Raw genomic sequence first — 19,759 nt, 5'->3', positions numbered from 1 at the left:
AAAACCGGAGTGATTCACTCCGGTTTTTTTATGTCCGTATAACCCTATTCGTCGTACTTGCTCACTGGGTAGGATCCCTAGGCGGCAGGGCAACAGTCGTCAATTGTATTACTTGTGCCTATTTCGCTCTGCTAATTCTGCAATAGCTTCCAGCTTCTTTCTCACGTTGTCAGGTGCGCTTTGAGCAATGGCTTTCAGGTATTCAGCCGCAGCCGGACTGACTGTTCGCCACTCTTTCGCTTTCTCAACTTTTTCCGCTTCTGCACGTTCTCGTCTTGCCAGTTCAGGGTTAACCTTGATTTCGATAGTCATGAGCGAGGGCAAAGTGCCACGGCGAAGCGCTGACATCAGCGTATGGCGGTCATAATTGAGCCGAGTCGCCCAAGACGACGAGCCACATTCCAACACTAAAATCCCATCACGATAGTTTGCCACTCGGCAATGCTCTGCAGAGGCTTGGGGCAATAGCGCTTTCACTTGCTGGCTGAGTTGCGACAACACCATCGCACGCTGGCGTACTTGTCCCGTCAGGCCATTTTCCAGTAAATCTTGTGCCGCTTTGGGTCTGTGGTCTCTCATAATCAATTCGCTGTGGTCGCACTGCTTCAAAGAGTAACAGGGCTTTAGGGTTCCGGCCATGCTTGTTGTAGATAACTGAGTAACAGCCTTCCACGTAAGAGAAGAAAAAACGCACCAAGATTGAACATAAAATGCACTAACTTGGTTCTAGTGAATGAACAGGTTCTAATTTTTACTATCTAACTTGATGCGACCCGCATTACAGGTGGGATGCACCGCAGTTATGGCTTATTATAAATAGCCTTAGTGCTAACCTAGCTTTATTAATTGAATCATTGCCCTTGAAAACATCATTTTAAGGCACAAGATCAATACTACGAAAAGAACCATGCTTTTTAATCATCGCTAATTCTTCTGAAAAGAATTTTGGGCAGAGGGACATGCTGACTTTCTCTGCCGTGCAGTATCCAGGCTTTGGCCCCGACGCTAAAGCGACAAAATGAGAGAAACGGCAAAGCCATGTTATCGAAATTAATCACAAAAGTAATCGGAAGCCGCAATGACCGTACACTGCGTCGCCTTCGCAAAGTCGTAAATGAAATCAACAATCTAGAGCCTCAATTTGAAGCCCTCACCGATGACGATCTGAAAGCGAAAACCGCTGAATATCGCCAGCGTATCGAGCAAGGCGAATCGCTAGATTTGATCCTGCCAGAAGCGTTTGCAACGGTGCGCGAAGCATCAAAGCGTGTATTCGGTATGCGCCACTTCGACGTACAGCTGATTGGCGGCATGGTGCTGAACAATGGCCAAATTGCTGAAATGCGTACTGGTGAAGGTAAAACCCTGACTGCGACCTTGCCTGCCTATTTGCATGCGTTGACTGGTAAAGGCGTTCACATTGTTACCGTGAATGACTACCTGGCCAAGCGTGATGCTGAAACCAACCGTGCCCTGTTTGAATTCCTTGATATGACGGTGGGTGTGAATGTGCCAAATATGGCACCACCTGAGAAAAAAGCCGCTTACCTTGCAGACATTCTTTATGGAACAAACAACGAGTTTGGTTTCGATTACCTGCGTGACAACATGGCCTTCCGTCCAGAAGATCGCGTTCAGCGTGAGCGTTACTTTGCCGTGGTGGATGAAGTCGACTCCATCTTGATCGATGAAGCGCGTACACCGCTGATTATTTCTGGTCCTGCGGAAGACAGCTCTGAGATGTATGCGCGTATTAATACGTTGATCCCACAGCTGATCCGTCAGGAAAAAGAAGACAGTGAAGAGTATCGCGGAGAAGGCCACTTCACCGTTGATGAAAAATCTAAGCAAGCTCACCTGACGGAAAATGGTCAAGAGTTTGTTGAAGATATGCTGAAGAAAAATGAATTGATGGACGAGAACGATACCCTGTACTCGCCTGCTAATATTTCATTGCTTCACCATATCAATGCCGCATTACGTGCCCATGTACTGTTTGAGAAAGACGTCGATTACATCGTTAAAGACGACGAAGTTATCATCGTTGATGAGCACACAGGACGTACTATGCCGGGTCGTCGTTGGTCTGAAGGTCTTCATCAAGCCATTGAGGCAAAAGAAGGCGTTAAGATTCAGAACGAAAACCAAACACTGGCGTCGATCACTTTCCAGAACTTCTTCCGTTTGTACGACAAACTGTCAGGCATGACAGGTACGGCTGATACCGAAGCGTTCGAGTTCCAATCCATTTATGGTTTGGACACCGTCGTTATTCCGACCAATAAACCCATGGTTCGTGATGACATGGCGGATCAGGTTTACATGACTGAACGCGAAAAATTCGACGCTATCATTGAAGACATCAAAACTCGCAGCGCCAATGGCCAGCCTAGTTTGGTGGGTACTGTGTCGATAGAAAAATCTGAACTGCTGTCAGAAGCACTGAAAAAAGCAGGTGTAAAACACGCAGTATTGAACGCGAAGTTCCACGCTCACGAAGCGGATATAGTTGCAGATGCGGGTTCGCCAGGTGCGGTTACCATCGCAACCAACATGGCGGGTCGTGGTACGGATATTGTGTTAGGTGGTAGTTGGCAATCAGACATTGCCAAGCTGGAAAACCCGACTGAGCAGCAAATTGCGGATATCAAAGCCAAATGGCGTGAAACGCACGAAGCAGTAAAAGCATCAGGTGGCCTGCACATCATCGGTACAGAGCGTCATGAGTCTCGCCGTATTGATAACCAGCTACGTGGTCGTTCTGGTCGTCAGGGTGATCCGGGTTCTAGCCGTTTCTATCTGTCTATGGAAGATTCACTGATGCGTATTTTCGCGTCTGAGCGTGTATCTAACATGATGAAGAAGCTAGGTATGGAAGAAGGCGAAGCTATTGAGCACCCATGGGTGAACAAAGCGATTGAAAACGCACAACGTAAAGTTGAAGGCCGCAACTTCGATATTCGTAAACAGCTTCTTGAGTTTGATGACGTAGCCAACGACCAACGTAAAGTGGTTTATGAGCTGCGTGACGAACTGATGAACAGCACGGACATCAGCGAGATGATTGAACACAACCGCGAGGATGTGTTGGGTGATGTGGTTGATCAGTACATTCCACCACAATCTCTGGCAGAAATGTGGGATGTTGAAGGTCTTGAAACGCGCCTTAAGGCAGACTTTGATGCTGACTTGCCGTTGCGCGAGTGGTTGGAAAATGACGACAAGTTGTATGAAGAGCAGCTACGTGAGCGCATTCTAAGTACGATTATCGACGTCTATCAATCGAAAGAAGGTACTGTGGGCGCCGAAACCCTACGTAACTTTGAAAAAGCCGTGATGCTGCAAACGCTGGACACGCTTTGGAAAGAGCATCTAGCGGCGATGGATCATCTACGTCAAGGTATCCATCTTCGTGGCTACGCACAGAAAAACCCGAAACAGGAATACAAGCGTGAATCGTTTGAGCTGTTTGAAGGCATGCTTGACTCACTGAAGTCTGATGTCGTGATGACGCTAAGTCGCGTGCGTGTGCAGCAGCCAGAAGAAGTTGACCGTATGGAAGAGCAGCGTCGTGCACAAGCGGAAGAAGCAGCACGTCGCCAGCAAATGAGCCATGAGGAAGCGGGAAGCCAACTGGAAGACAATCAAGATCCAGCGTCTGAAACGGTGGTTCGTGATGGTCGTAAGGTCGGTCGCAACGATCCTTGCCCTTGTGGTTCAGGTAAAAAATTCAAACAATGCCACGGTAAGATGAGCTAAGAAAATTAGCGAATCAAAGGGCATTAACAACGAAACACAAAAGGCCGCTAAGCGGCCTTTTTTATGGGACGAGAGCGCGTCAAACATGGATAAGAAACGAATACACATCGCCGCAGGGATCATCCTCAATCCTGATTACAGTCAGATCTTCATTACCCAGCGCCCAGCGAAAGCACACAAAGGTGGGTTTTGGGAATTTGCTGGAGGGCAAGTCGAGCATGGGGAAACGGCAGAACAAGCGGTGATCCGAGAGCTTGAAGAAGAGGTTGGAATTACCGCGACCGTCGTCGAAGCGTTTATGTCGATGACACATGACTACCCTGACAAAGCGCTGACGTTTGATTTCTTTCTTATTAAAGCGTTTGATGGCGTGCCGTATGGCAAGGAAGGGCAACCTGGACAGTGGGTTGAGATCTTAGCGCTTTCTGGGTTTGAATTTCCAGAAGCGAACAGCCCTGTGTTGGCAAAGATACAAGAGATGTTTGCTTAGGCTTAGGCTGGCATTGAGATTAACGAGGAACGAGTAAAAGCGCTAACGTTGGATATTGTCGCCCTGATGACTCGAACCTCGTGTTCTCGTCATTTGGCTCTATTGATTTTCCGACCAGCCATCGCTGTCGGACATATCTGGCGCGCCCGCAATGCGTTTTTCTTCTTCAGCCCATTCACCGAGGTCAATAAGCTGGCAGCGCTTGCTGCAAAATGGCCTAAAAGGACTCACTTCGCCCCAAACAACCGGTATTCCACACTGTGGGCATTTTACGACGATGGGTTTTTCTTGGTTCACGGAAACCTCATTTCTTCTAACTGATCAGCACACCGCTATCGAGAGTGTCATTTTCTCGGCAATAGCTTGGTTTTCATCAAACGGCATGAAGCGTATAGCAAACCGAGATTTATGACCAGACACCAAAGGGTATGCATTGTAATCGGGGGAGATTCTCATGCGCAACAAACTCGCGCCGTCGACCTCTTGTTGATAAAAACCATTGCTCACTGTGCGGGGCTGCATGGTGGCACCACCACGTGTGAGTTGCAGCCAAAATGTCAGCGCATTTTCTAACGGATGAAGTGTGTCGCACCAAGTCTTTGCATCTGATTGACGGTGTGCCAATGGTAGGTTGAGCCAATGATGCAGCGAAGGCAAATCAAAACTGCAGGTGCCGCCTGGGATCGAGAAACGCTGACGAATAGAAGAAAGAAACTTGTCTTCTCTTAACGTTTGCCCCAACCGAGGAGATTGCAGCAAGGTTTTTTGTAACTGACGACTTTCGCGCAACAGGCTATTTAGCTGCTCAGTATCAACATTGGGCACATTGAGCCATGCTTCCAGCTTGGATCGCTGCTTTTCGAGATCTTTCGCCAGATCGCCTTTCACTTGCACTTGTTCAAGGATCTCCGCTAAATCAAATAAGCTTTTAAAGAAAACCCGCCATTGCGAATCCTCAGTTAGCGTTGCAGATTGGGTGATTTGATTTAGCAAATACTCGAGCCGCAGATAAACGCGAACCTGCTCAGTCAAAGGGTGCTCGTAAAGGGTATCGCTACTCATGTTGATTCTCAGTATCGTGTCCGGCTAATGTGAGGTAGTGCAGATGCAAGGTGTCAACCTGACCGTTGAGTTCTTCTTGCGTGCACTCGTTTACGATAACGTCATCAGCAAGGGCAAGTCTATCCTCACGCGTCGCTTGAGCCGCCAAAATGCGTTTAACCTGCTCATTTGAGACGCCGTCTCTTCGTGATGCACGTTCAACTTGTGTTTGCTCTGACACATCCACGACCAAAACGCGGTCACACAAGCGTTGAAGTCCGTTCTCAACGAGAAGAGGGATCACGAGTAAACAATATGGCGAACGTGCTTGAGTTGTTTGGCGAATCATTTCTTGGCGGATCTTTGGGTGCAGCAGGTTATTGAGCCAATCTTTGTCTTCAGGATGTGAAAAGACGTGCTCGCGCAGCGCAGCGCGATCCAGTGTGCCGTTTGCGGATACCATTGAGTCACCAAACCTAGCAGCAATGGCGTTTAGCCCTTCCGAACCTGGCTCGACGACTTGACGCGCGATCACATCGGCATCAATAACCTCAATGCGTTTATCGGCAAACAGGTTTGCTACGGTGGTTTTTCCGCTACCAATGCCGCCCGTGACGCCAACAACAAAAGTCATCTAATAACCCAAATACGACGTTAAATACCAATCAATGATGTTATTGCCCCACAGCAGACTAATCCAGCCCGCAATGGCAAGGTATGGTCCAAACGAGAACGGGGTCTCTTTCCCTGTCCCTTTTATACGCATCATGATGATGCCAATGATTGCACCCGCAAACGACGCAATGAGGATCACCATAGGGAGCGGTTGCCAGCCAAGCCAAGCGCCAAGTGCGGCAAGTAATTTGAAATCACCGTATCCCATGCCTTCTTTGCCAGTCAGCAATTTAAACAATTGGAACACGCTCCATAACGACAGATAGCCTGCCATGGCACCAATCACCGCATCTTGCAGTGAAACCGGCGATATACCCATCACCGCCAGTAGAATACCCGCCCACATTAGAGGCAGAGTCATTTGATCGGGCAGCAGCATGGTATCGATATCGATAAAGCACAGAGCGACCAACACAAACGTCGCAGCAATCACGGCGAGAGACCAATAAGAGCCCGGCAGGAAATACGCCGTGGTGCCCACAAGCAGTGCGGTCAGCAATTCCACAAAGGGGTAGCGAATGCTAATCGGAGTTTTGCAGTGTCGGCACTTACCACCAAGGATCAGCCAGCTCAATACGGGAACGTTATCAATCGCTTTAACGGGCGCCTGACAAGAAGGGCAATGCGAACGGGGGAGGCTGAGGTTAAATACGCCCATATCTTTAGGTGCAGGCATCTCGCTTGGAAAGCACTCATGACATTCCGCTCGCCACTGCGCTTCCATCATTTTTGGAAAGCGATAAATCACGACGTTGAGAAAGCTGCCGACGATAAGCCCAAACACAGACGCGAGAAATACATACAGACTCGGAGAGTCGAACAGCCAATTCATGTTGAAATCCAGTGTAAGTTGATGGGGACATGATAACGGGTTGTTTGGCTCGCCTCTATCCTCTTATTAACTGAATTTAAACATCTATCGAATACTCAGAGTATTTAGGTGAAATAAGAGAACAGAAGGCTTGGAGTGCCTACCCCATGACGTTCATCAGATCGAACATCGGCAAGTACATCGCCACGACTAACGAGCCAATCAACACGCCAAGCAGCACAATGATCATAGGCTCGAGGATTTTCCCCAAGTTATCGACCGTGTTGTCGACATCGGCTTCATAAAGCCCTGCGACTTTATTCAACATGTCATCCAATGCGCCGGACTCTTCGCCGATCATCACCATTTGGATCATCATGTCAGGGAAGGCATCAGTTTCTCGGATGGCGCGATGCAAAGGGCGGCCGCCAGAGGTTTGCTTGTGAACCTCTTCAATCACCTGTTTGAAGTAGGTGTTGTTCGCCGTTTTCCCTGCTGCCGACAAACCATTGAGCAGTGGGATACCGGCACTGAACGTGGTGGCGAGTGTGCGCGTAAAACGTGAGAGGGTGGCTTTTGTGAGTACGTCGCCAAGAATAGGGATGCGCAGGGAAAATCGACTGGCCTTGAGGCGAAAAGCGTAACTCTTTTGATAGCTGGTTTTGAACGCCAATGCCGCCAGTATTATTCCAATCAGCATGTACACGCCATAATCATGGATAGCATCAGACACACCGAGAACTTTTTGCGTAAACCAAGGCAACTCGGCGTTGAACGACGAGAAGATGTCTTTAAAGGTTGGGATAACAAATAACAGCATACCGATGGTCACCAATATGGCAATGGAGCAGACAATGCCGGGGTAAATCATCGCCTTGATGACTTTGGATCGGGTATCCTCACTCTTTTCACGATACACGCAGATGCGCGCAAATATTTGTTCTAAACGACCCGTTTGCTCACCCGTTGCCACCAGATCGCAGTAGAACTGATCAAACAGCGTTGAGCTTGACTTCATTGCCTGCGATAACGAGGAACCTGCTTCAATATGGCTATAAATTTGGCCGATAATCAGCTTCATTTCAGCCTTCTTTGATCCTGTTTTCAGTAGTTGCAGGGTTTCTCCCAGTGGTACACCTGCTTCTAGCATGGTGGCCATTTGTCGCGTAAATAGTGTGATGTCTTTAGCATTGGCGGTGTTGCGGCGCTTTACCCATGAAGACGGCGAGCGACGCTTGATTTTGATGATGCGAACCCGCTGCTCGGTTAATGAATTTCGGGCATCTTGTTCATGGTAAGCAAGTAATTGGCCTTTGACTTTGGCGCCTTTGGCGGTCGTGCCGCGCCACTGGAATGCATAAAGCTTGCGGGGTTTTGAGGCCATGGTAATTCCCTTTACAGACTAATAACGCGTTGAAGTTCTGCGAGGCTGGTGATGCCTTGATTGAGTTTTTCAATACCGGAAAGCGAGAGCGTGAGCATGCCATTATTGAGGGCGATAGTTTCAAGTTGCGAAGCCGATGCGCCGTTACCAATGGCTTCAGATAGCGTGCGATCGATACGCATTACCTCGTAAATGCCCACTCGGCCAATATAGCCATTATTGCAATGGTCACACCCTTCAGGGTTAGCTTGATAAACATGATTCAACATTAAGCTGGGGTAGAGCGGCGCCAAAGCGGTCAGTTGATGATCATCGACTTCGTGAGGCACTTTACAGTGTTGGCATAAACGACGCGCCAGACGCTGGGCGATGATCAAGGTTAGCGATGCGGCGAGGTTATAAGGTGCGACCCCCATGTTCGCTAGGCGGGTAATGCTTTCTGCCGCCGAGTTAGTGTGTAGTGTCGATAACACGAGGTGTCCGGTTTGTGCGGCCTTGATGCCAATTTCAGCGGTTTCAAGATCGCGCATCTCGCCCACCATCACCACGTCAGGATCTTGGCGTAAAAAAGCACGAAGCGCCGTGGCGAAATCGAGCTTGATGTCGTTATTGATGTTGACCTGATTGATGCCGGGTAAGTTGATCTCCACCGGATCTTCCGCAGTAGAAATGTTGCGCTCGGCGGTATTGAGGTATTTGAGCCCTGTGTACAACGACACGGTTTTTCCGCTGCCGGTTGGACCAGTCATCAAGATCAGCCCTTGCGGCTTATCTAGTGCTGTCAGGTAATCTTGTTTTTGTTTTTCGCTATAACCTAGCGAATCAATATCCAGCGCCACACTGCCGCCATCCAATATTCGTAGCACCACCTTTTCGCCAAACAAAGTCGGCAAAGTGGAAACACGCATGTCGATAGATTTACCGTCTGCCAAGGTAAGCTTAATGCGCCCATCTTGCGGCAAGCGGCGCTCAGCAATGTTGAGCTTGGCGAGGATTTTCAAACGAGTCGAAAGGCGACGTGAAATGCCCACTGGTGGGGTACCGTGGGTTTGCAATATGCCGTCTAAACGAAAACGAATTTGGTAGCGCTGCTCAAAGGGCTCGAAATGAATATCAGAGGCTTGCTTGCGCACGGCGTCCATTAACACTTGCTGGATATAACGGCTAACAGGCGCTTCGTCGGTGACCAGTTCATCGGCGTTGGCATCGTCATCGAATTGAGCAAGATCGGCGAGTTCTGAATCACTAACAGATTTTGAATCGCTCTGGCCTGATGCTATCTGCTTGCCGTAGAGTTTGCGAATCGCGCCCACCAGTTGTTGGTGGTCTACCAGAACCGGTTTTATTTGCAGGCCAGTGGCAAAGCGGAAGTCGTCTTGTGCTTCGAGGTTGGTGGGGTCACTGACAGCAAGTGTTAGTGTATTCTTTGTTACTTCAACAGGTAGTGTAAGATGTTTGAGTATTAATTCGTGGTTGGGAAGAGCTTTGTTTGTCAATTCGAACCGATAATTATGGATAGTATCTATAGGTTCGGAAAACAACTCACTTAAAGCTTCTGCCAATCTAGCACTTGAGAATAAGTTATTATTAATGAGGGCAGCTGGCGCAGAATGATTGTTCTGCGACAGCTGTTTTGTCAAATCCTGCACATGGTCACTACTTAATAGATTTGCATGTTGGAGGATAGATAGTAAATTGTTCAATATTATCTACTAAGGAATTGTTAAAGTAGATAATTTAGTACAACTTCCAACAGGGTCTGCGAAACTTGTGGCGTTATAGTTACATGTCCAGGTGCCTGCATTGGTACGACTGTATTGAGCTATGAATATGTTGACTTTGGATGTTTCTATTTTGCCAGCATTTTTATTAGTAGCGTCCGGTGTTGCTTTGACTTCTGTATCAATCCCATAATTAGCTGTAAGATTGGCATCGCTTATGAAACCTTTGCTATCTATGATGTCAGAATCAATTACTGAACGAAGGTTCTTCAAGGTACCAATACCTGCTACAACTTCACTTTTTTCTTGTAGTGCCTGATAAGTTGGAACTGCAATTGCCGTCAACGCACCAATAATCCCCACCACAATCAAAAGCTCAATTAAGCTAAAACCTTTTTGTTTTCTCATGCCTTTTCTCTCCATTTTTATGTGCAGCAAAGTGCTGTTGTGGAGTCACGATACGGCGGATAAAAATAGGAAAACAGCGGATAAAAAGCGATTTTCGAGGGATGAATTGTCTTTTTTGTAACTGAGGTGTTTGTCAGTTGCGGCAGTGTGATTAGGGGATGAAAAATGCAGACGTAATGTCTGCATTATTAATAATTTAGAAGGTCTTTTGTTTGTTATGTTAGGCGTTTACTTGAGACGCATCGACAGATCCATCGCGCGGATGTGCTTCGTCAGTGCGCCCACAGAAATGTAATCCACGCCCGTCTCAGCAAACTCTCGAAGGGTGTCTAGCGTCACGTTGCCGGACACCTCTAACGCGACGCGACCTTGGTTTAGCGCCACGGCTTCACGCATCATGTCTGTGGTGAAGTTATCCAGCATCACAATGTCTGCGCCTGCATCAATGGCTTGTTGCAGCTCTTCTAAGCTTTCGGTTTCCACTTCAACCGGTTTGCCGGGGTTGAGCGCTTTGGCAGTAGTGACTGCACCTTGAATGCCACCACAAGCAATGATGTGGTTCTCTTTAATAAGGTACGCGTCATAAACGCCGATACGGTGATTAAAACCGCCACCACAGGTCACGGCATATTTCAGCGCATTGCGCAGGCCGGGAATGGTTTTGCGGGTATCCAGCAAGCGAGTTTTGGTGCCAGCCAGTTTTTCAACATAACGCGCGGTTTCTGTTGCGCAGCCAGACAGGGTTTGAATGAAGTTCATGGCGTTGCGCTCGCCCGTGAGCAGGGCGCGGGCTGGGCCGCTTAATTCACACAGCACTTGGTTAGGTTCAACCTTGTCGCCATCATCTACTTTCCACGTGATGCTGACTTCGCCGCCTAACTGGCGAAAAACTTCATCAGCAAATGCTCGACCACAAAATACGCCGTGTTCGCGGGTAATAATGGTCGCGGTAGAGTGAGTGCTGGCAGGGATCAAGCTGGCAGTGATGTCGTGCGTTGCATCAACGCTGCCGCCCAAGTCTTCTTTTAACGTATCGGTGACACAACGAACAATGTCGTCATGCAGGTGTTCTTTGAGGTAGGCCAATCGGGTTTGGCTATCATGAACGCGTGACGCGTTAGCTTGTTCTGACATGGTGGTTCCATCACTGATAAATACAGAATATAGACAGGCAAAGCCTGAACGTGTTGCGTGCAAGTTTACCTGTGAGGGAATGAGATTGCGAGGCATGCATTTTTTGAAATCAACCGGTTTAATTGCTAGGGATCTGGTGTGAATACGCTAAAATACAAAGCACTTGTTTACACGGATGAAACACAGAATCATTTCATGCTGACGATTACCCACCACCTTTTGGATAGCGCTTCCTATCTACCCTCCCCACACTGCAACGACAGGCCAGTTTCTGACGATGTGTCATTGCTTGTGGTGCACAACATTAGCTTGCCGCCCGGCGAGTTTGGTGGGCCTTACATTGAGCAATTTTTTCAAGGTGAACTAACCTGTAACACGCATCCGTATTTTGATGAAATTCGCGATATGAAAGTCTCTGCGCATTGCTTAATCAAGCGAGATGGCAGCGTGGTGCAATTTGTTCCGTTTAATCGACGAGCTTGGCATGCCGGCGTATCCGTGTTTGAAGGGCGAGAGCAGTGCAATGATTTCTCCATTGGCATTGAGCTTGAAGGGACTGACGACCTGCCGTACACCGATGTGCAATATCAAACACTAGGGAATGTTGCCGCCGCGGTAATGCACCATTATCCCGCGATTACTCAAGAACGTATCACAGGGCACCAAGATATAGCGCCGGGAAGGAAAACGGATCCAGGTCGGTCATTTAACTGGAAGACGTTTCGTGATCACTTATAAAAAATTAAAAACAGCCTAATAGCGTAACGCTGTGTTGACGAGACTGCGTCTTCAATGACACCACAGTGAAATCGCTAGTCTATTTTCATTGGCTTGACCAAATAAATTGGTCTGACCATTGCGAGTTTGTTGATTAAATGCCATCCCGAGTCTAATTGTAATTTCTATGACGCAAATCAAGTTTACGGTGGACACTTAAGCCGCATTCTGGTAACTTTTTACCTGTTTTGTAATTGGTCTTACCAATTGACAATGTCGGTAAATGGGAAAGGACGCGCAGGCACTCCGGCGCCAAATAACGAAGAAGAACGATGGCTATACAACGGATTCGTCAACCCAAACTGTCAGATGTTATAGAGAAAGAGCTTGAAAGCCTGATTCTAGAAGGGACGCTATCGCCGGGGCAGAAATTGCCACCAGAGCGAGAGTTAGCGAAACAATTTGATGTTTCACGCCCTTCTGTTCGAGAAGCAATTCAGCGATTAGAAGCTAAAAAGCTACTGACTCGGAAACAAGGTGGTGGCACATTTGTCAGCGAGCGATTGTGGCAGAGATTTTCTGAGCCGCTGATTGATTTGCTCGCAGAGCACCCAGAAAGCCAATTGGATTTACTGGAGTCTCGGCACGCTCTAGAGGGGGTTTCCTCTTATTTTGCGGCATTACGAGGCACAGAAGAAGATTTAACGCGAGTGTGTCATTGTCACGATAACATTCGCGAAGCTCAGCAACTCGGTGATATCAAAGCCGAAGCCGCTGCGGTTATGCAATACCTTATCGCGGTGACAGAAGCGTCACACAACGTGGTATTGCTGCACATTATGCGCAGCTTGGCGCCGTTGCTAGAGCACAACATTTTACAGAATTTTGAACTGCTGAATCGACGTGAAGATGTCGTTGATAAAGTCAGTAAACACAGAGCAAACATTGTGCAAGCGATCACGGCTGGCGAACCAGAAAAAGCCCGTCAGGCATCGCATGCGCATTTAGCATTTATAGAAGAAACCCTGTTGGATCTGGGCAGGGAAGAAAGCCGCCGTGAGCGCTCTCTTCGCCGGATTCAACAACGCAAGGACGAGTCGGAATAGCGCGTCCTGAGAGCTTTGTCAGTGTATGTGTCCAATAGGACAACGCCGAAGTAGCTGTCAGGATGCGTTTTTTCAGCTGCGATAACATTAGTTTTGTACGAGTCAATCAACGAAAGGATAGAATCGCCATGTCTGAAGTCATGAAAAATGACGTGGACGCACTTGAAACTCAAGAGTGGTTAGAAGCTCTTGCATCAGTCGTTCGTGAAGAAGGTGTAGAACGTGCCCAGTTCCTACTTGAGCAAGTTATGGAAAAGGCACGCCTTGATGGTGTTGATATGCCAACAGGCATCACCACCAACTATGTGAATACCATCCCTGCGGATAAAGAACCAGCATATCCAGGTGACGTAAACCTGGAGCGTCGTATTCGTTCTATCATTCGTTGGAACGCGATCATGATCGTGTTGCGTGCATCGAAAAAAGACTTGGATCTGGGCGGCCACATGGCGTCTTACCAGTCTGCATCTGCATTCTACGAAGTATGTTTTAACCATTTCTTCCGTGCACCTAACGAGGTGGATGGTGGTGATTTGGTTTACTACCAAGGTCACATCTCTCCGGGTATTTACTCTCGCGCGTTTGTTGAAGGCCGCTTGACTGAAGAGCAGCTGGATAACTTCCGTCAGGAAGTTGATGGCAAGGGTATTCCTTCTTACCCGCACCCGAAACTGATGCCTGAGTTCTGGCAGTTCCCGACCGTTTCTATGGGGCTGGGTCCTATTTCTGCTATCTACCAAGCGCGCTTCCTGAAGTATCTTGAAGGCCGTGGCTTGAAAGAAACTGGCGCTCAACGCGTTTACGCATTCTTGGGTGACGGCGAGATGGATGAGCCAGAATCACGTGGCGCGATTTCATTCGCTTCTCGTGAAAAACTGGGCAACCTATGCTTCCTGATCAACTGTAACTTGCAGCGTCTTGACGGCCCAGTCATGGGTAACGGCAAGATCATCCAAGAGCTTGAAGGCCTATTTAAAGGCGCTGGCTGGAACGTTATCAAGGTTGTTTGGGGCAGCGGTTGGGACAAACTGCTGGCGAAAGACACCACTGGTAAACTGCTTCAGTTGATGAACGAAACCATCGATGGTGACTACCAGACGTTTAAGTCTAAAGATGGCGCGTACGTTCGTGCGAACTTCTTCGGTAAATACCCAGAGACGTTGGCATTGGTTGCCGACATGACTGACGAAGAGATCTTCGCGCTGAAGCGTGGTGGTCATGAGCCGTCTAAGTTATTTGCCGCATTCAAAAATGCTGAGCAAACCACTGATCGTCCAACCGTTATCCTAGCGAAAACCGTTAAAGGTTACGGCATGGGTGAAGCGGCAGAAGGCAAAAACATTGCACACGGCGTGAAGAAAATGGACATGACGCATGTTCAACACCTTCGCGATCGTTTGGGCCTGCAAGAGCTTGTGTCTGATGAAGACATGAAAGCACTTCCTTACTTGAAGTTGGAAGAAGGTTCAGCAGAGTACGAATACATGCATGCACGTCGTAACGCGCTGCACGGTTATACGCCTAAGCGTTTGCCTAAGTTCTCTGAAGCACTTGTTATTCCAGAAGTGGAAGAGTTCAAACCACTGCTTGATGAGCAGAAGCGTGACATCTCTACCACCATGGCGTTTGTTCGTACCCTGAACATCCTCCTGAAAAACAAAGGTATTGGTAAGAACATCGTTCCTATCATTGCCGACGAAGCACGTACTTTCGGTATGGAAGGTCTGTTCCGTCAAATTGGTATTTACTGTCCACATGGGCAGAACTATACGCCTGAAGATCGCAGCGTCGTTTCTTACTACAAAGAAGCAACCTCTGGTCAGGTTCTGCAAGAAGGTATCAACGAACTGGGCGCCATGTCTTCATGGGTCGCTGCAGCAACTTCTTATAGCACCAATGATTTGCCAATGATCCCGTTCTACATCTACTACTCAATGTTCGGCTTCCAACGTGTTGGCGACATGGCGTGGATGGCAGGCGACCAACAAGCACGTGGCTTCCTTCTGGGTGCAACGGCAGGTCGTACTACCTTGAACGGTGAAGGTTTGCAGCACGAAGATGGTCACAGCCACATTCAGGCGAACACCATCCCTAACTGTATCTCTTACGATCCAACGTTCGCGTACGAGCTAGCGGTGATCATGCAAGACGGTATCCGTCGCATGTACGGTCCAGAACAAGAAAACGTGTTCTACTACCTGACGCTGATGAACGAGAACTATGCAATGCCAGGCATGCCAGAAGGCGCTGAAGAAGGCATTCGTAAAGGTATTTACAAGCTTGAGTCTTATGCTGGTGCAAACAAAGTTCAATTGATGAGCTCGGGCACAATCATGAACGAAGTGCGTAAAGCCGCGCAGATCCTGAGCGATGACTACGGTGTAGCGTCTGACATTTACTCTGTTACCTCATTCAATGAGCTAACGCGTGAAGGTCAAGATGCAGAGCGCTTCAACATGTTGAACCCAACCGCAGAGCAAAAAGTGCCATACATCACTCAAGTGATGGGGTCTGAGCCAGCGATTGCAGCAACGGATTACATGAAAAACTACGCAGAACAAGTGCGTGCGTTCATGCCTTCTGAGTCTTTCAAAGTGCTGGGTACGGATGGCTTCGGTCGTTCAGACAGCCGTGAAAACTTGCGCCGTCACTTCGAAGTTAACGCAGGCTACGTTGTTGTTGCTGCGCTGACTGAACTGGCTAAGCGTGGTGATATTGAAAAATCTGTGGTTGCTGAAGCGATTACAAAGTTCGATATCGACACTCAGAAAGTGAACCCACTGTACGCGTAAGAGGCATATATCAATGGCAATCGAAATTAATGTACCAGACATCGGTGCCGATGAGGTTGAAGTAACAGAAATCCTCGTTAGCGTCGGTGACAAAGTTGAAGAAGAGCAATCGCTGATCACTGTTGAAGGTGATAAAGCGTCAATGGAAGTACCTGCGTCTCAAGCAGGTATCATCAAAGAAATCAAAATCGTCGTAGGCGATACGGTTTCTACTGGCTCTTTGATCATGATCTTTGAAGAGGCAGGCGCTGCGGCACCTGCTCCAACTCCAGCGGCTGAAGCGCCAGCAGCACCTGTTGCTGCAGCTCCAGTAGCGGCTGAGCTGAAAGAAGTTCATGTGCCAGATATCGGCGGTGATGAAGTTGAAGTTACCGAAATCATGGTAGCGGTTGGCGACAGCATCGAAGAAGAGCAATCTCTTCTTACCGTTGAAGGCGACAAAGCGTCAATGGAAGTACCAGCGCCTTTCGCGGGTGTGCTGAAAGAAATCAAAGTGAACACTGGCGATAAAGTGTCTACTGGTTCTCTTATCATGGTTTTCGAAATTGCAGGGTCTGGCGCAGTAGTTGCAGCAGCACCTGTGGCGGCGGCTCCAGCAGTAGCAGCACCAGCGGCGGCTGAACTGAAAGAAGTTCACGTTCCTGATATCGGCGGCGACGAAGTTGAAGTTACCGAGATCATGGTAGCGGTTGGCGACAGCATTGAAGAAGAGCAATCTCTGATCACTGTTGAAGGTGACAAGGCTTCAATGGAAGTCCCTGCACCCTTCGCTGGCGTACTGAAAGAAATCAAAATCGCAGCGGGCGACAAAGTCTCTACCGGTTCTTTGATCATGGTATTTGAGACCGTTGGCGCAGCGGGTGCAGCACCTGCTCCTGCGGCAGCAGCACCCGTTGCTTCTGCTCCGGCAGCCGCGCCTGCCGCTCAAGCTGCTTCTGCACCAGCCCCTGCAGCATCAGCAGACTTCGTCGACAACGACGAATATGCACATGCATCGCCAGTGGTTCGTCGTCTAGCACGTGAGTTTGGCGTTAACTTGTCGAAAGTGAAGGGTTCTGGCCGTAAGAGCCGCATCCTGAAAGAAGACGTTCAGAGCTACGTGAAAGATGCGCTTAAGCGTCTGGAATCTGGCGCAGCAGCGTCTGCATCAGGCAAAGGCGATGGCGCAGCACTGGGTCTTCTTCCTTGGCCGAAAGTTGATTTCAGCAAGTTTGGTGAAACTGAAACCAAACCACTGTCTCGCATCAAGAAGATCTCTGGCGCTAACCTGCACCGTAACTGGGTAATGATCCCGCACGTTACACAGTGGGATAACGCAGACATCACTGAGCTAGAAGCATTCCGCAAAGAGCAGAATGCCGTGGAAGCGAAGAAAGATACTGGCATGAAGATCACCCCATTGGTGTTCATCATGAAAGCCGCTGCGAAAGCACTTGAAGCGTTCCCATCGTTCAACTCTTCGCTGTCAGATGATGGTGAGAGCCTGATCCTGAAGAAATACGTAAACATCGGTATCGCGGTGGACACACCAAATGGTTTGGTTGTTCCTGTATTCCGTGACGTTAACAAGAAAGGCATCTACGAGCTGTCTGCTGAACTGATGGAAGTGTCTAAGAAGGCACGTTCAGGCAAGCTGACTGCGTCTGACATGCAAGGCGGTTGCTTTACTATCTCTAGCCTTGGTGGCTTGGGTGGTACGGCGTTTACCCCTATTGTTAACGCGCCAGAAGTTGGCATCCTGGGTGTATCTAAATCGGAAATGAAGCCGGTTTGGAATGGTAAGGATTTCGTTCCTCGCCTGATGTTGCCTCTGTCACTGTCATACGACCACCGTGTGGTTGATGGTGCAGAAGGTGCACGTTTCGTAACGTACCTGAACGAGTGTCTGTCTGACATTCGCCGTTTGGTACTGTAATACGACACCCGATCTGCGTTCGTCTGCATATGGCGAACGCTGATTTGATGTATAGCTCACAGGCTATGGGTTTTTATTTTTCAGCTTGTTAACACGGCTGTAAAATGTGGAGCCAAAACGAGCATCTTCCAATGGCTTGCTGCTCGCAGTGAAACAACACTGTTCCTACATAACAGTCCGTCATAGAAAAATAAATTAATCTCTTAGCCTGTCAGGGATATAAGACTACAACGAGGTCAGAATGAGTAAAGAAATCAAAACCCAAGTCGTGGTGCTGGGTTCAGGTCCTGCTGGTTATTCAGCCGCATTCCGTTGCGCGGACTTGGGTCTGGAAACTGTTCTGGTAGAAAAATACAGCACGCTGGGCGGTGTTTGTCTTAACGTGGGCTGTATCCCTTCAAAAGCGTTGCTACACGTAGCAAAAGTGATTGAAGAAGCCAAAGCAATGTCTGAGCATGGTGTTGTTTTCGGCGAGCCGCAAACCGACATTAACAAGATCCGTGTTTGGAAAGAAAAAGTGGTTAATCAACTGACTGGCGGTCTTGGCGGTATGGCTAAGATGCGTAAAGTTAACGTGGTCAATGGTTACGGTAAATTTACCGATCCTAACACCATCGTGGTTGAAGGCGCGGATGGTGCAACCACCATCAAATTCGACAACGCGATCATCGCGGCGGGCTCGCGTCCAATCGAATTGCCATTTATTCCCCATGAAGACCCACGTATTTGGGACTCAACTGACGCACTAGAACTGAACGAAGTTCCAGAAAAGCTGTTGGTGATGGGTGGCGGTATCATCGGTCTAGAAATGGGTACCGTATACCACGCACTGGGTTCTAAAGTTGATGTGGTTGAAATGTTTGACCAAGTTATCCCAGCTGCGGATAAAGACATCATCAAAGTCTTCACTAAGCGTATCAGCAAGAAATTCAACCTGATGCTTGAAACCAAAGTGACTGCGGTTGAAGCAAAAGAAGACGGCATTTACGTTTCAATGGAAGGCAAAAAAGCCCCCGCTGAGCCTACACGTTATGATGCGGTGCTGGTGGCTATCGGTCGCGTACCAAACGGTAAGCTGATGGACGCAGAAAAAGCCGGTATCGAAGTTGATGAGCGTGGTTTCATCAACGTTGATAAGCAATTGCGTACCAATGTTGCACACATCCATGCAATCGGTGACGTTGTTGGCCAACCAATGTTGGCACACAAAGGTGTTCATGAAGGCCACGTAGCGGCAGAAGTGATTTCTGGTAAGAAACACTACTTTGACCCGAAAGTGATTCCTTCAATTGCGTACACTGAGCCAGAAGTTGCCTGGGTAGGTAAGACCGAGAAAGAAGCGAAAGCAGAAGGCATCAACTATGAAGTTGCTACTTTCCCTTGGGCTGCTTCTGGTCGTGCGATCGCCTCTGATTGTTCAGACGGCATGACGAAGATGATCTTCGACAAAGACACACACCGTGTAATCGGTGGTGCTGTTGTTGGTACTAACGGTGGCGAGTTGCTGGGCGAAATTGGTCTGGCGATTGAGATGGGCTGTGATGCAGAAGACATCGCACTGACTATCCACGCTCACCCAACGCTGCATGAGTCTGTTGGCTTGGCTGCGGAAGTATTTGAAGGTTCAATCACGGACCTGCCAAACGCAAAAGCAATGAAAAAGAAAAAGTAATTATTTTTCGCTGATTTGTTAGAAACGCCTCGATTTTCGAGGCGTTTTTTTTTGCCAATTTGTCACATGCTATTTTGATTCGACTGTCTGTTAATCTGGGGTGGTTAGCTATGTTGATGAATTTTGGAAGGAGG

16 protein-coding genes are annotated in these 19,759 nt (G+C 48.4%); 7 read left to right on the top strand and 9 right to left on the bottom strand.

The window, feature by feature from the left end; translation table 11 throughout:
* Window positions 1–108 precede the first annotated feature (108 nt).
* Window positions 109–579 carry a DUF721 domain-containing protein gene (locus tag A1OO_RS01880; RefSeq protein WP_017005083.1) on the bottom strand — a complete coding sequence of 157 codons (471 nt, stop codon included), beginning with the start codon at window positions 577–579 and terminating at the stop codon, window positions 109–111.
* A 459-nt stretch (window positions 580–1,038) separates the two neighbouring features.
* Here A1OO_RS01880 and secA point away from each other — a divergent pair, with 459 nt between their 5' ends.
* Window positions 1,039–3,759 carry a preprotein translocase subunit SecA gene (gene secA, locus A1OO_RS01875; protein ID WP_017005082.1) on the top strand — a complete coding sequence of 907 codons (2,721 nt, stop codon included), beginning with the start codon at window positions 1,039–1,041 and terminating at the stop codon, window positions 3,757–3,759.
* Between the two features lie 85 nt (window positions 3,760–3,844).
* The gene (gene mutT, locus A1OO_RS01870) at window positions 3,845–4,249 is read left to right on the top strand and encodes an 8-oxo-dGTP diphosphatase MutT (protein ID WP_016960740.1); all 405 of its coding nucleotides are present in this window, start codon (window positions 3,845–3,847) and stop codon (window positions 4,247–4,249) included.
* A gap of 99 nt (window positions 4,250–4,348) precedes the next feature.
* Here the strand turns inward: mutT and yacG are convergent, their stop codons facing one another.
* The 8 genes from yacG to nadC form a co-directional block, all read right to left on the bottom strand.
* Window positions 4,349–4,546 (bottom strand): DNA gyrase inhibitor YacG, encoded by a 198-nt coding sequence (gene yacG / locus A1OO_RS01865; RefSeq protein ID WP_016960739.1) that lies wholly within the window; start codon window positions 4,544–4,546, stop codon window positions 4,349–4,351.
* A gap of 24 nt (window positions 4,547–4,570) precedes the next feature.
* The gene (gene zapD, locus A1OO_RS01860; protein ID WP_016960738.1) at window positions 4,571–5,311 is read right to left on the bottom strand and encodes a cell division protein ZapD; all 741 of its coding nucleotides are present in this window, start codon (window positions 5,309–5,311) and stop codon (window positions 4,571–4,573) included.
* A complete protein-coding gene (coaE, locus tag A1OO_RS01855; protein ID WP_017005081.1) occupies window positions 5,304–5,924 on the bottom strand; it encodes a dephospho-CoA kinase in 621 nt (206 codons plus the stop codon). The genes zapD and coaE overlap by 8 nt, the downstream gene beginning before the upstream one ends.
* Window positions 5,925–6,797: a prepilin peptidase gene (locus tag A1OO_RS01850; protein ID WP_017005080.1), complete on the bottom strand. Its 873-nt coding sequence runs from the start codon at window positions 6,795–6,797 to the stop codon at window positions 5,925–5,927.
* Window positions 6,798–6,936: 139 nt separating this feature from the next.
* The gene (locus tag A1OO_RS01845; protein WP_017005079.1) at window positions 6,937–8,160 is read right to left on the bottom strand and encodes a type II secretion system F family protein; all 1,224 of its coding nucleotides are present in this window, start codon (window positions 8,158–8,160) and stop codon (window positions 6,937–6,939) included.
* A gap of 11 nt (window positions 8,161–8,171) precedes the next feature.
* Entirely contained in the window at window positions 8,172–9,866 is a 1,695-nt protein-coding gene (gene pilB / locus A1OO_RS01840) for a type IV-A pilus assembly ATPase PilB (protein ID WP_026024085.1), read from the bottom strand.
* Between the two features lie 6 nt (window positions 9,867–9,872).
* A complete protein-coding gene (locus A1OO_RS23865) occupies window positions 9,873–10,289 on the bottom strand; it encodes a prepilin-type N-terminal cleavage/methylation domain-containing protein (protein WP_017005077.1) in 417 nt (138 codons plus the stop codon).
* Between the two features lie 228 nt (window positions 10,290–10,517).
* Window positions 10,518–11,423 (bottom strand): carboxylating nicotinate-nucleotide diphosphorylase, encoded by a 906-nt coding sequence (nadC, locus tag A1OO_RS01830; protein WP_017005076.1) that lies wholly within the window; start codon window positions 11,421–11,423, stop codon window positions 10,518–10,520.
* Window positions 11,424–11,618: 195 nt separating this feature from the next.
* Between nadC and ampD the strand changes: the two genes are divergently transcribed.
* The 5 genes from ampD (at window position 11,619) to lpdA (ending at window position 19,625) form a co-directional block, all read left to right on the top strand.
* The gene (ampD, locus tag A1OO_RS01825) at window positions 11,619–12,161 is read left to right on the top strand and encodes a 1,6-anhydro-N-acetylmuramyl-L-alanine amidase AmpD (RefSeq protein WP_026024084.1); all 543 of its coding nucleotides are present in this window, start codon (window positions 11,619–11,621) and stop codon (window positions 12,159–12,161) included.
* Between the two features lie 311 nt (window positions 12,162–12,472).
* The gene (gene pdhR / locus A1OO_RS01820) at window positions 12,473–13,246 is read left to right on the top strand and encodes a pyruvate dehydrogenase complex transcriptional repressor PdhR (RefSeq protein WP_016960730.1); all 774 of its coding nucleotides are present in this window, start codon (window positions 12,473–12,475) and stop codon (window positions 13,244–13,246) included.
* A gap of 128 nt (window positions 13,247–13,374) precedes the next feature.
* Window positions 13,375–16,038, top strand: coding sequence for a pyruvate dehydrogenase (acetyl-transferring), homodimeric type (aceE, locus tag A1OO_RS01815; protein WP_016960729.1), 2,664 nt, complete (start codon window positions 13,375–13,377; stop codon window positions 16,036–16,038).
* Between the two features lie 13 nt (window positions 16,039–16,051).
* A complete protein-coding gene (aceF, locus tag A1OO_RS01810) occupies window positions 16,052–17,953 on the top strand; it encodes a pyruvate dehydrogenase complex dihydrolipoyllysine-residue acetyltransferase (protein WP_016960728.1) in 1,902 nt (633 codons plus the stop codon).
* 241 nt (window positions 17,954–18,194) lie between these two features.
* Complete coding sequence (gene lpdA / locus A1OO_RS01805) at window positions 18,195–19,625, top strand: dihydrolipoyl dehydrogenase (protein ID WP_016960727.1); 1,431 nt, start codon at window positions 18,195–18,197, stop codon at window positions 19,623–19,625.
* The last annotated feature ends 134 nt before the right edge of the window (window positions 19,626–19,759 follow it).

The sequence above is a fragment of the Enterovibrio norvegicus FF-33 genome (assembly GCF_000286835.2).
Taxonomy (GTDB): domain Bacteria; phylum Pseudomonadota; class Gammaproteobacteria; order Enterobacterales; family Vibrionaceae; genus Enterovibrio; species Enterovibrio norvegicus_A.
Note: the sequence above shows the minus strand (reverse complement) of the source record. Positions and strands in the feature narration are given on the sequence as shown.

What these genes read in the sequence shown, in the direction of transcription:
- A1OO_RS01880 (WP_017005083.1), bottom strand. Translation starts at nt 579, where the DNA reads ATGAGAGACCACAGACCCAAAGCGGCACAAGATTTACTGGAAAATGGC.
- secA (WP_017005082.1), top strand. Translation starts at nt 1,039, where the DNA reads ATGTTATCGAAATTAATCACAAAAGTAATCGGAAGCCGCAATGACCGT.
- mutT (WP_016960740.1), top strand. Translation starts at nt 3,845, where the DNA reads ATGGATAAGAAACGAATACACATCGCCGCAGGGATCATCCTCAATCCT.
- zapD (WP_016960738.1), bottom strand. Translation starts at nt 5,311, where the DNA reads ATGAGTAGCGATACCCTTTACGAGCACCCTTTGACTGAGCAGGTTCGC.
- coaE (WP_017005081.1), bottom strand. Translation starts at nt 5,924, where the DNA reads ATGACTTTTGTTGTTGGCGTCACGGGCGGCATTGGTAGCGGAAAAACC.
- A1OO_RS01850 (WP_017005080.1), bottom strand. Translation starts at nt 6,797, where the DNA reads ATGAATTGGCTGTTCGACTCTCCGAGTCTGTATGTATTTCTCGCGTCT.
- A1OO_RS01845 (WP_017005079.1), bottom strand. Translation starts at nt 8,160, where the DNA reads ATGGCCTCAAAACCCCGCAAGCTTTATGCATTCCAGTGGCGCGGCACG.
- A1OO_RS23865 (WP_017005077.1), bottom strand. Translation starts at nt 10,289, where the DNA reads ATGAGAAAACAAAAAGGTTTTAGCTTAATTGAGCTTTTGATTGTGGTG.
- nadC (WP_017005076.1), bottom strand. Translation starts at nt 11,423, where the DNA reads ATGTCAGAACAAGCTAACGCGTCACGCGTTCATGATAGCCAAACCCGA.
- ampD (WP_026024084.1), top strand. Translation starts at nt 11,619, where the DNA reads ATGCTGACGATTACCCACCACCTTTTGGATAGCGCTTCCTATCTACCC.
- pdhR (WP_016960730.1), top strand. Translation starts at nt 12,473, where the DNA reads ATGGCTATACAACGGATTCGTCAACCCAAACTGTCAGATGTTATAGAG.
- aceE (WP_016960729.1), top strand. Translation starts at nt 13,375, where the DNA reads ATGTCTGAAGTCATGAAAAATGACGTGGACGCACTTGAAACTCAAGAG.
- aceF (WP_016960728.1), top strand. Translation starts at nt 16,052, where the DNA reads ATGGCAATCGAAATTAATGTACCAGACATCGGTGCCGATGAGGTTGAA.
- lpdA (WP_016960727.1), top strand. Translation starts at nt 18,195, where the DNA reads ATGAGTAAAGAAATCAAAACCCAAGTCGTGGTGCTGGGTTCAGGTCCT.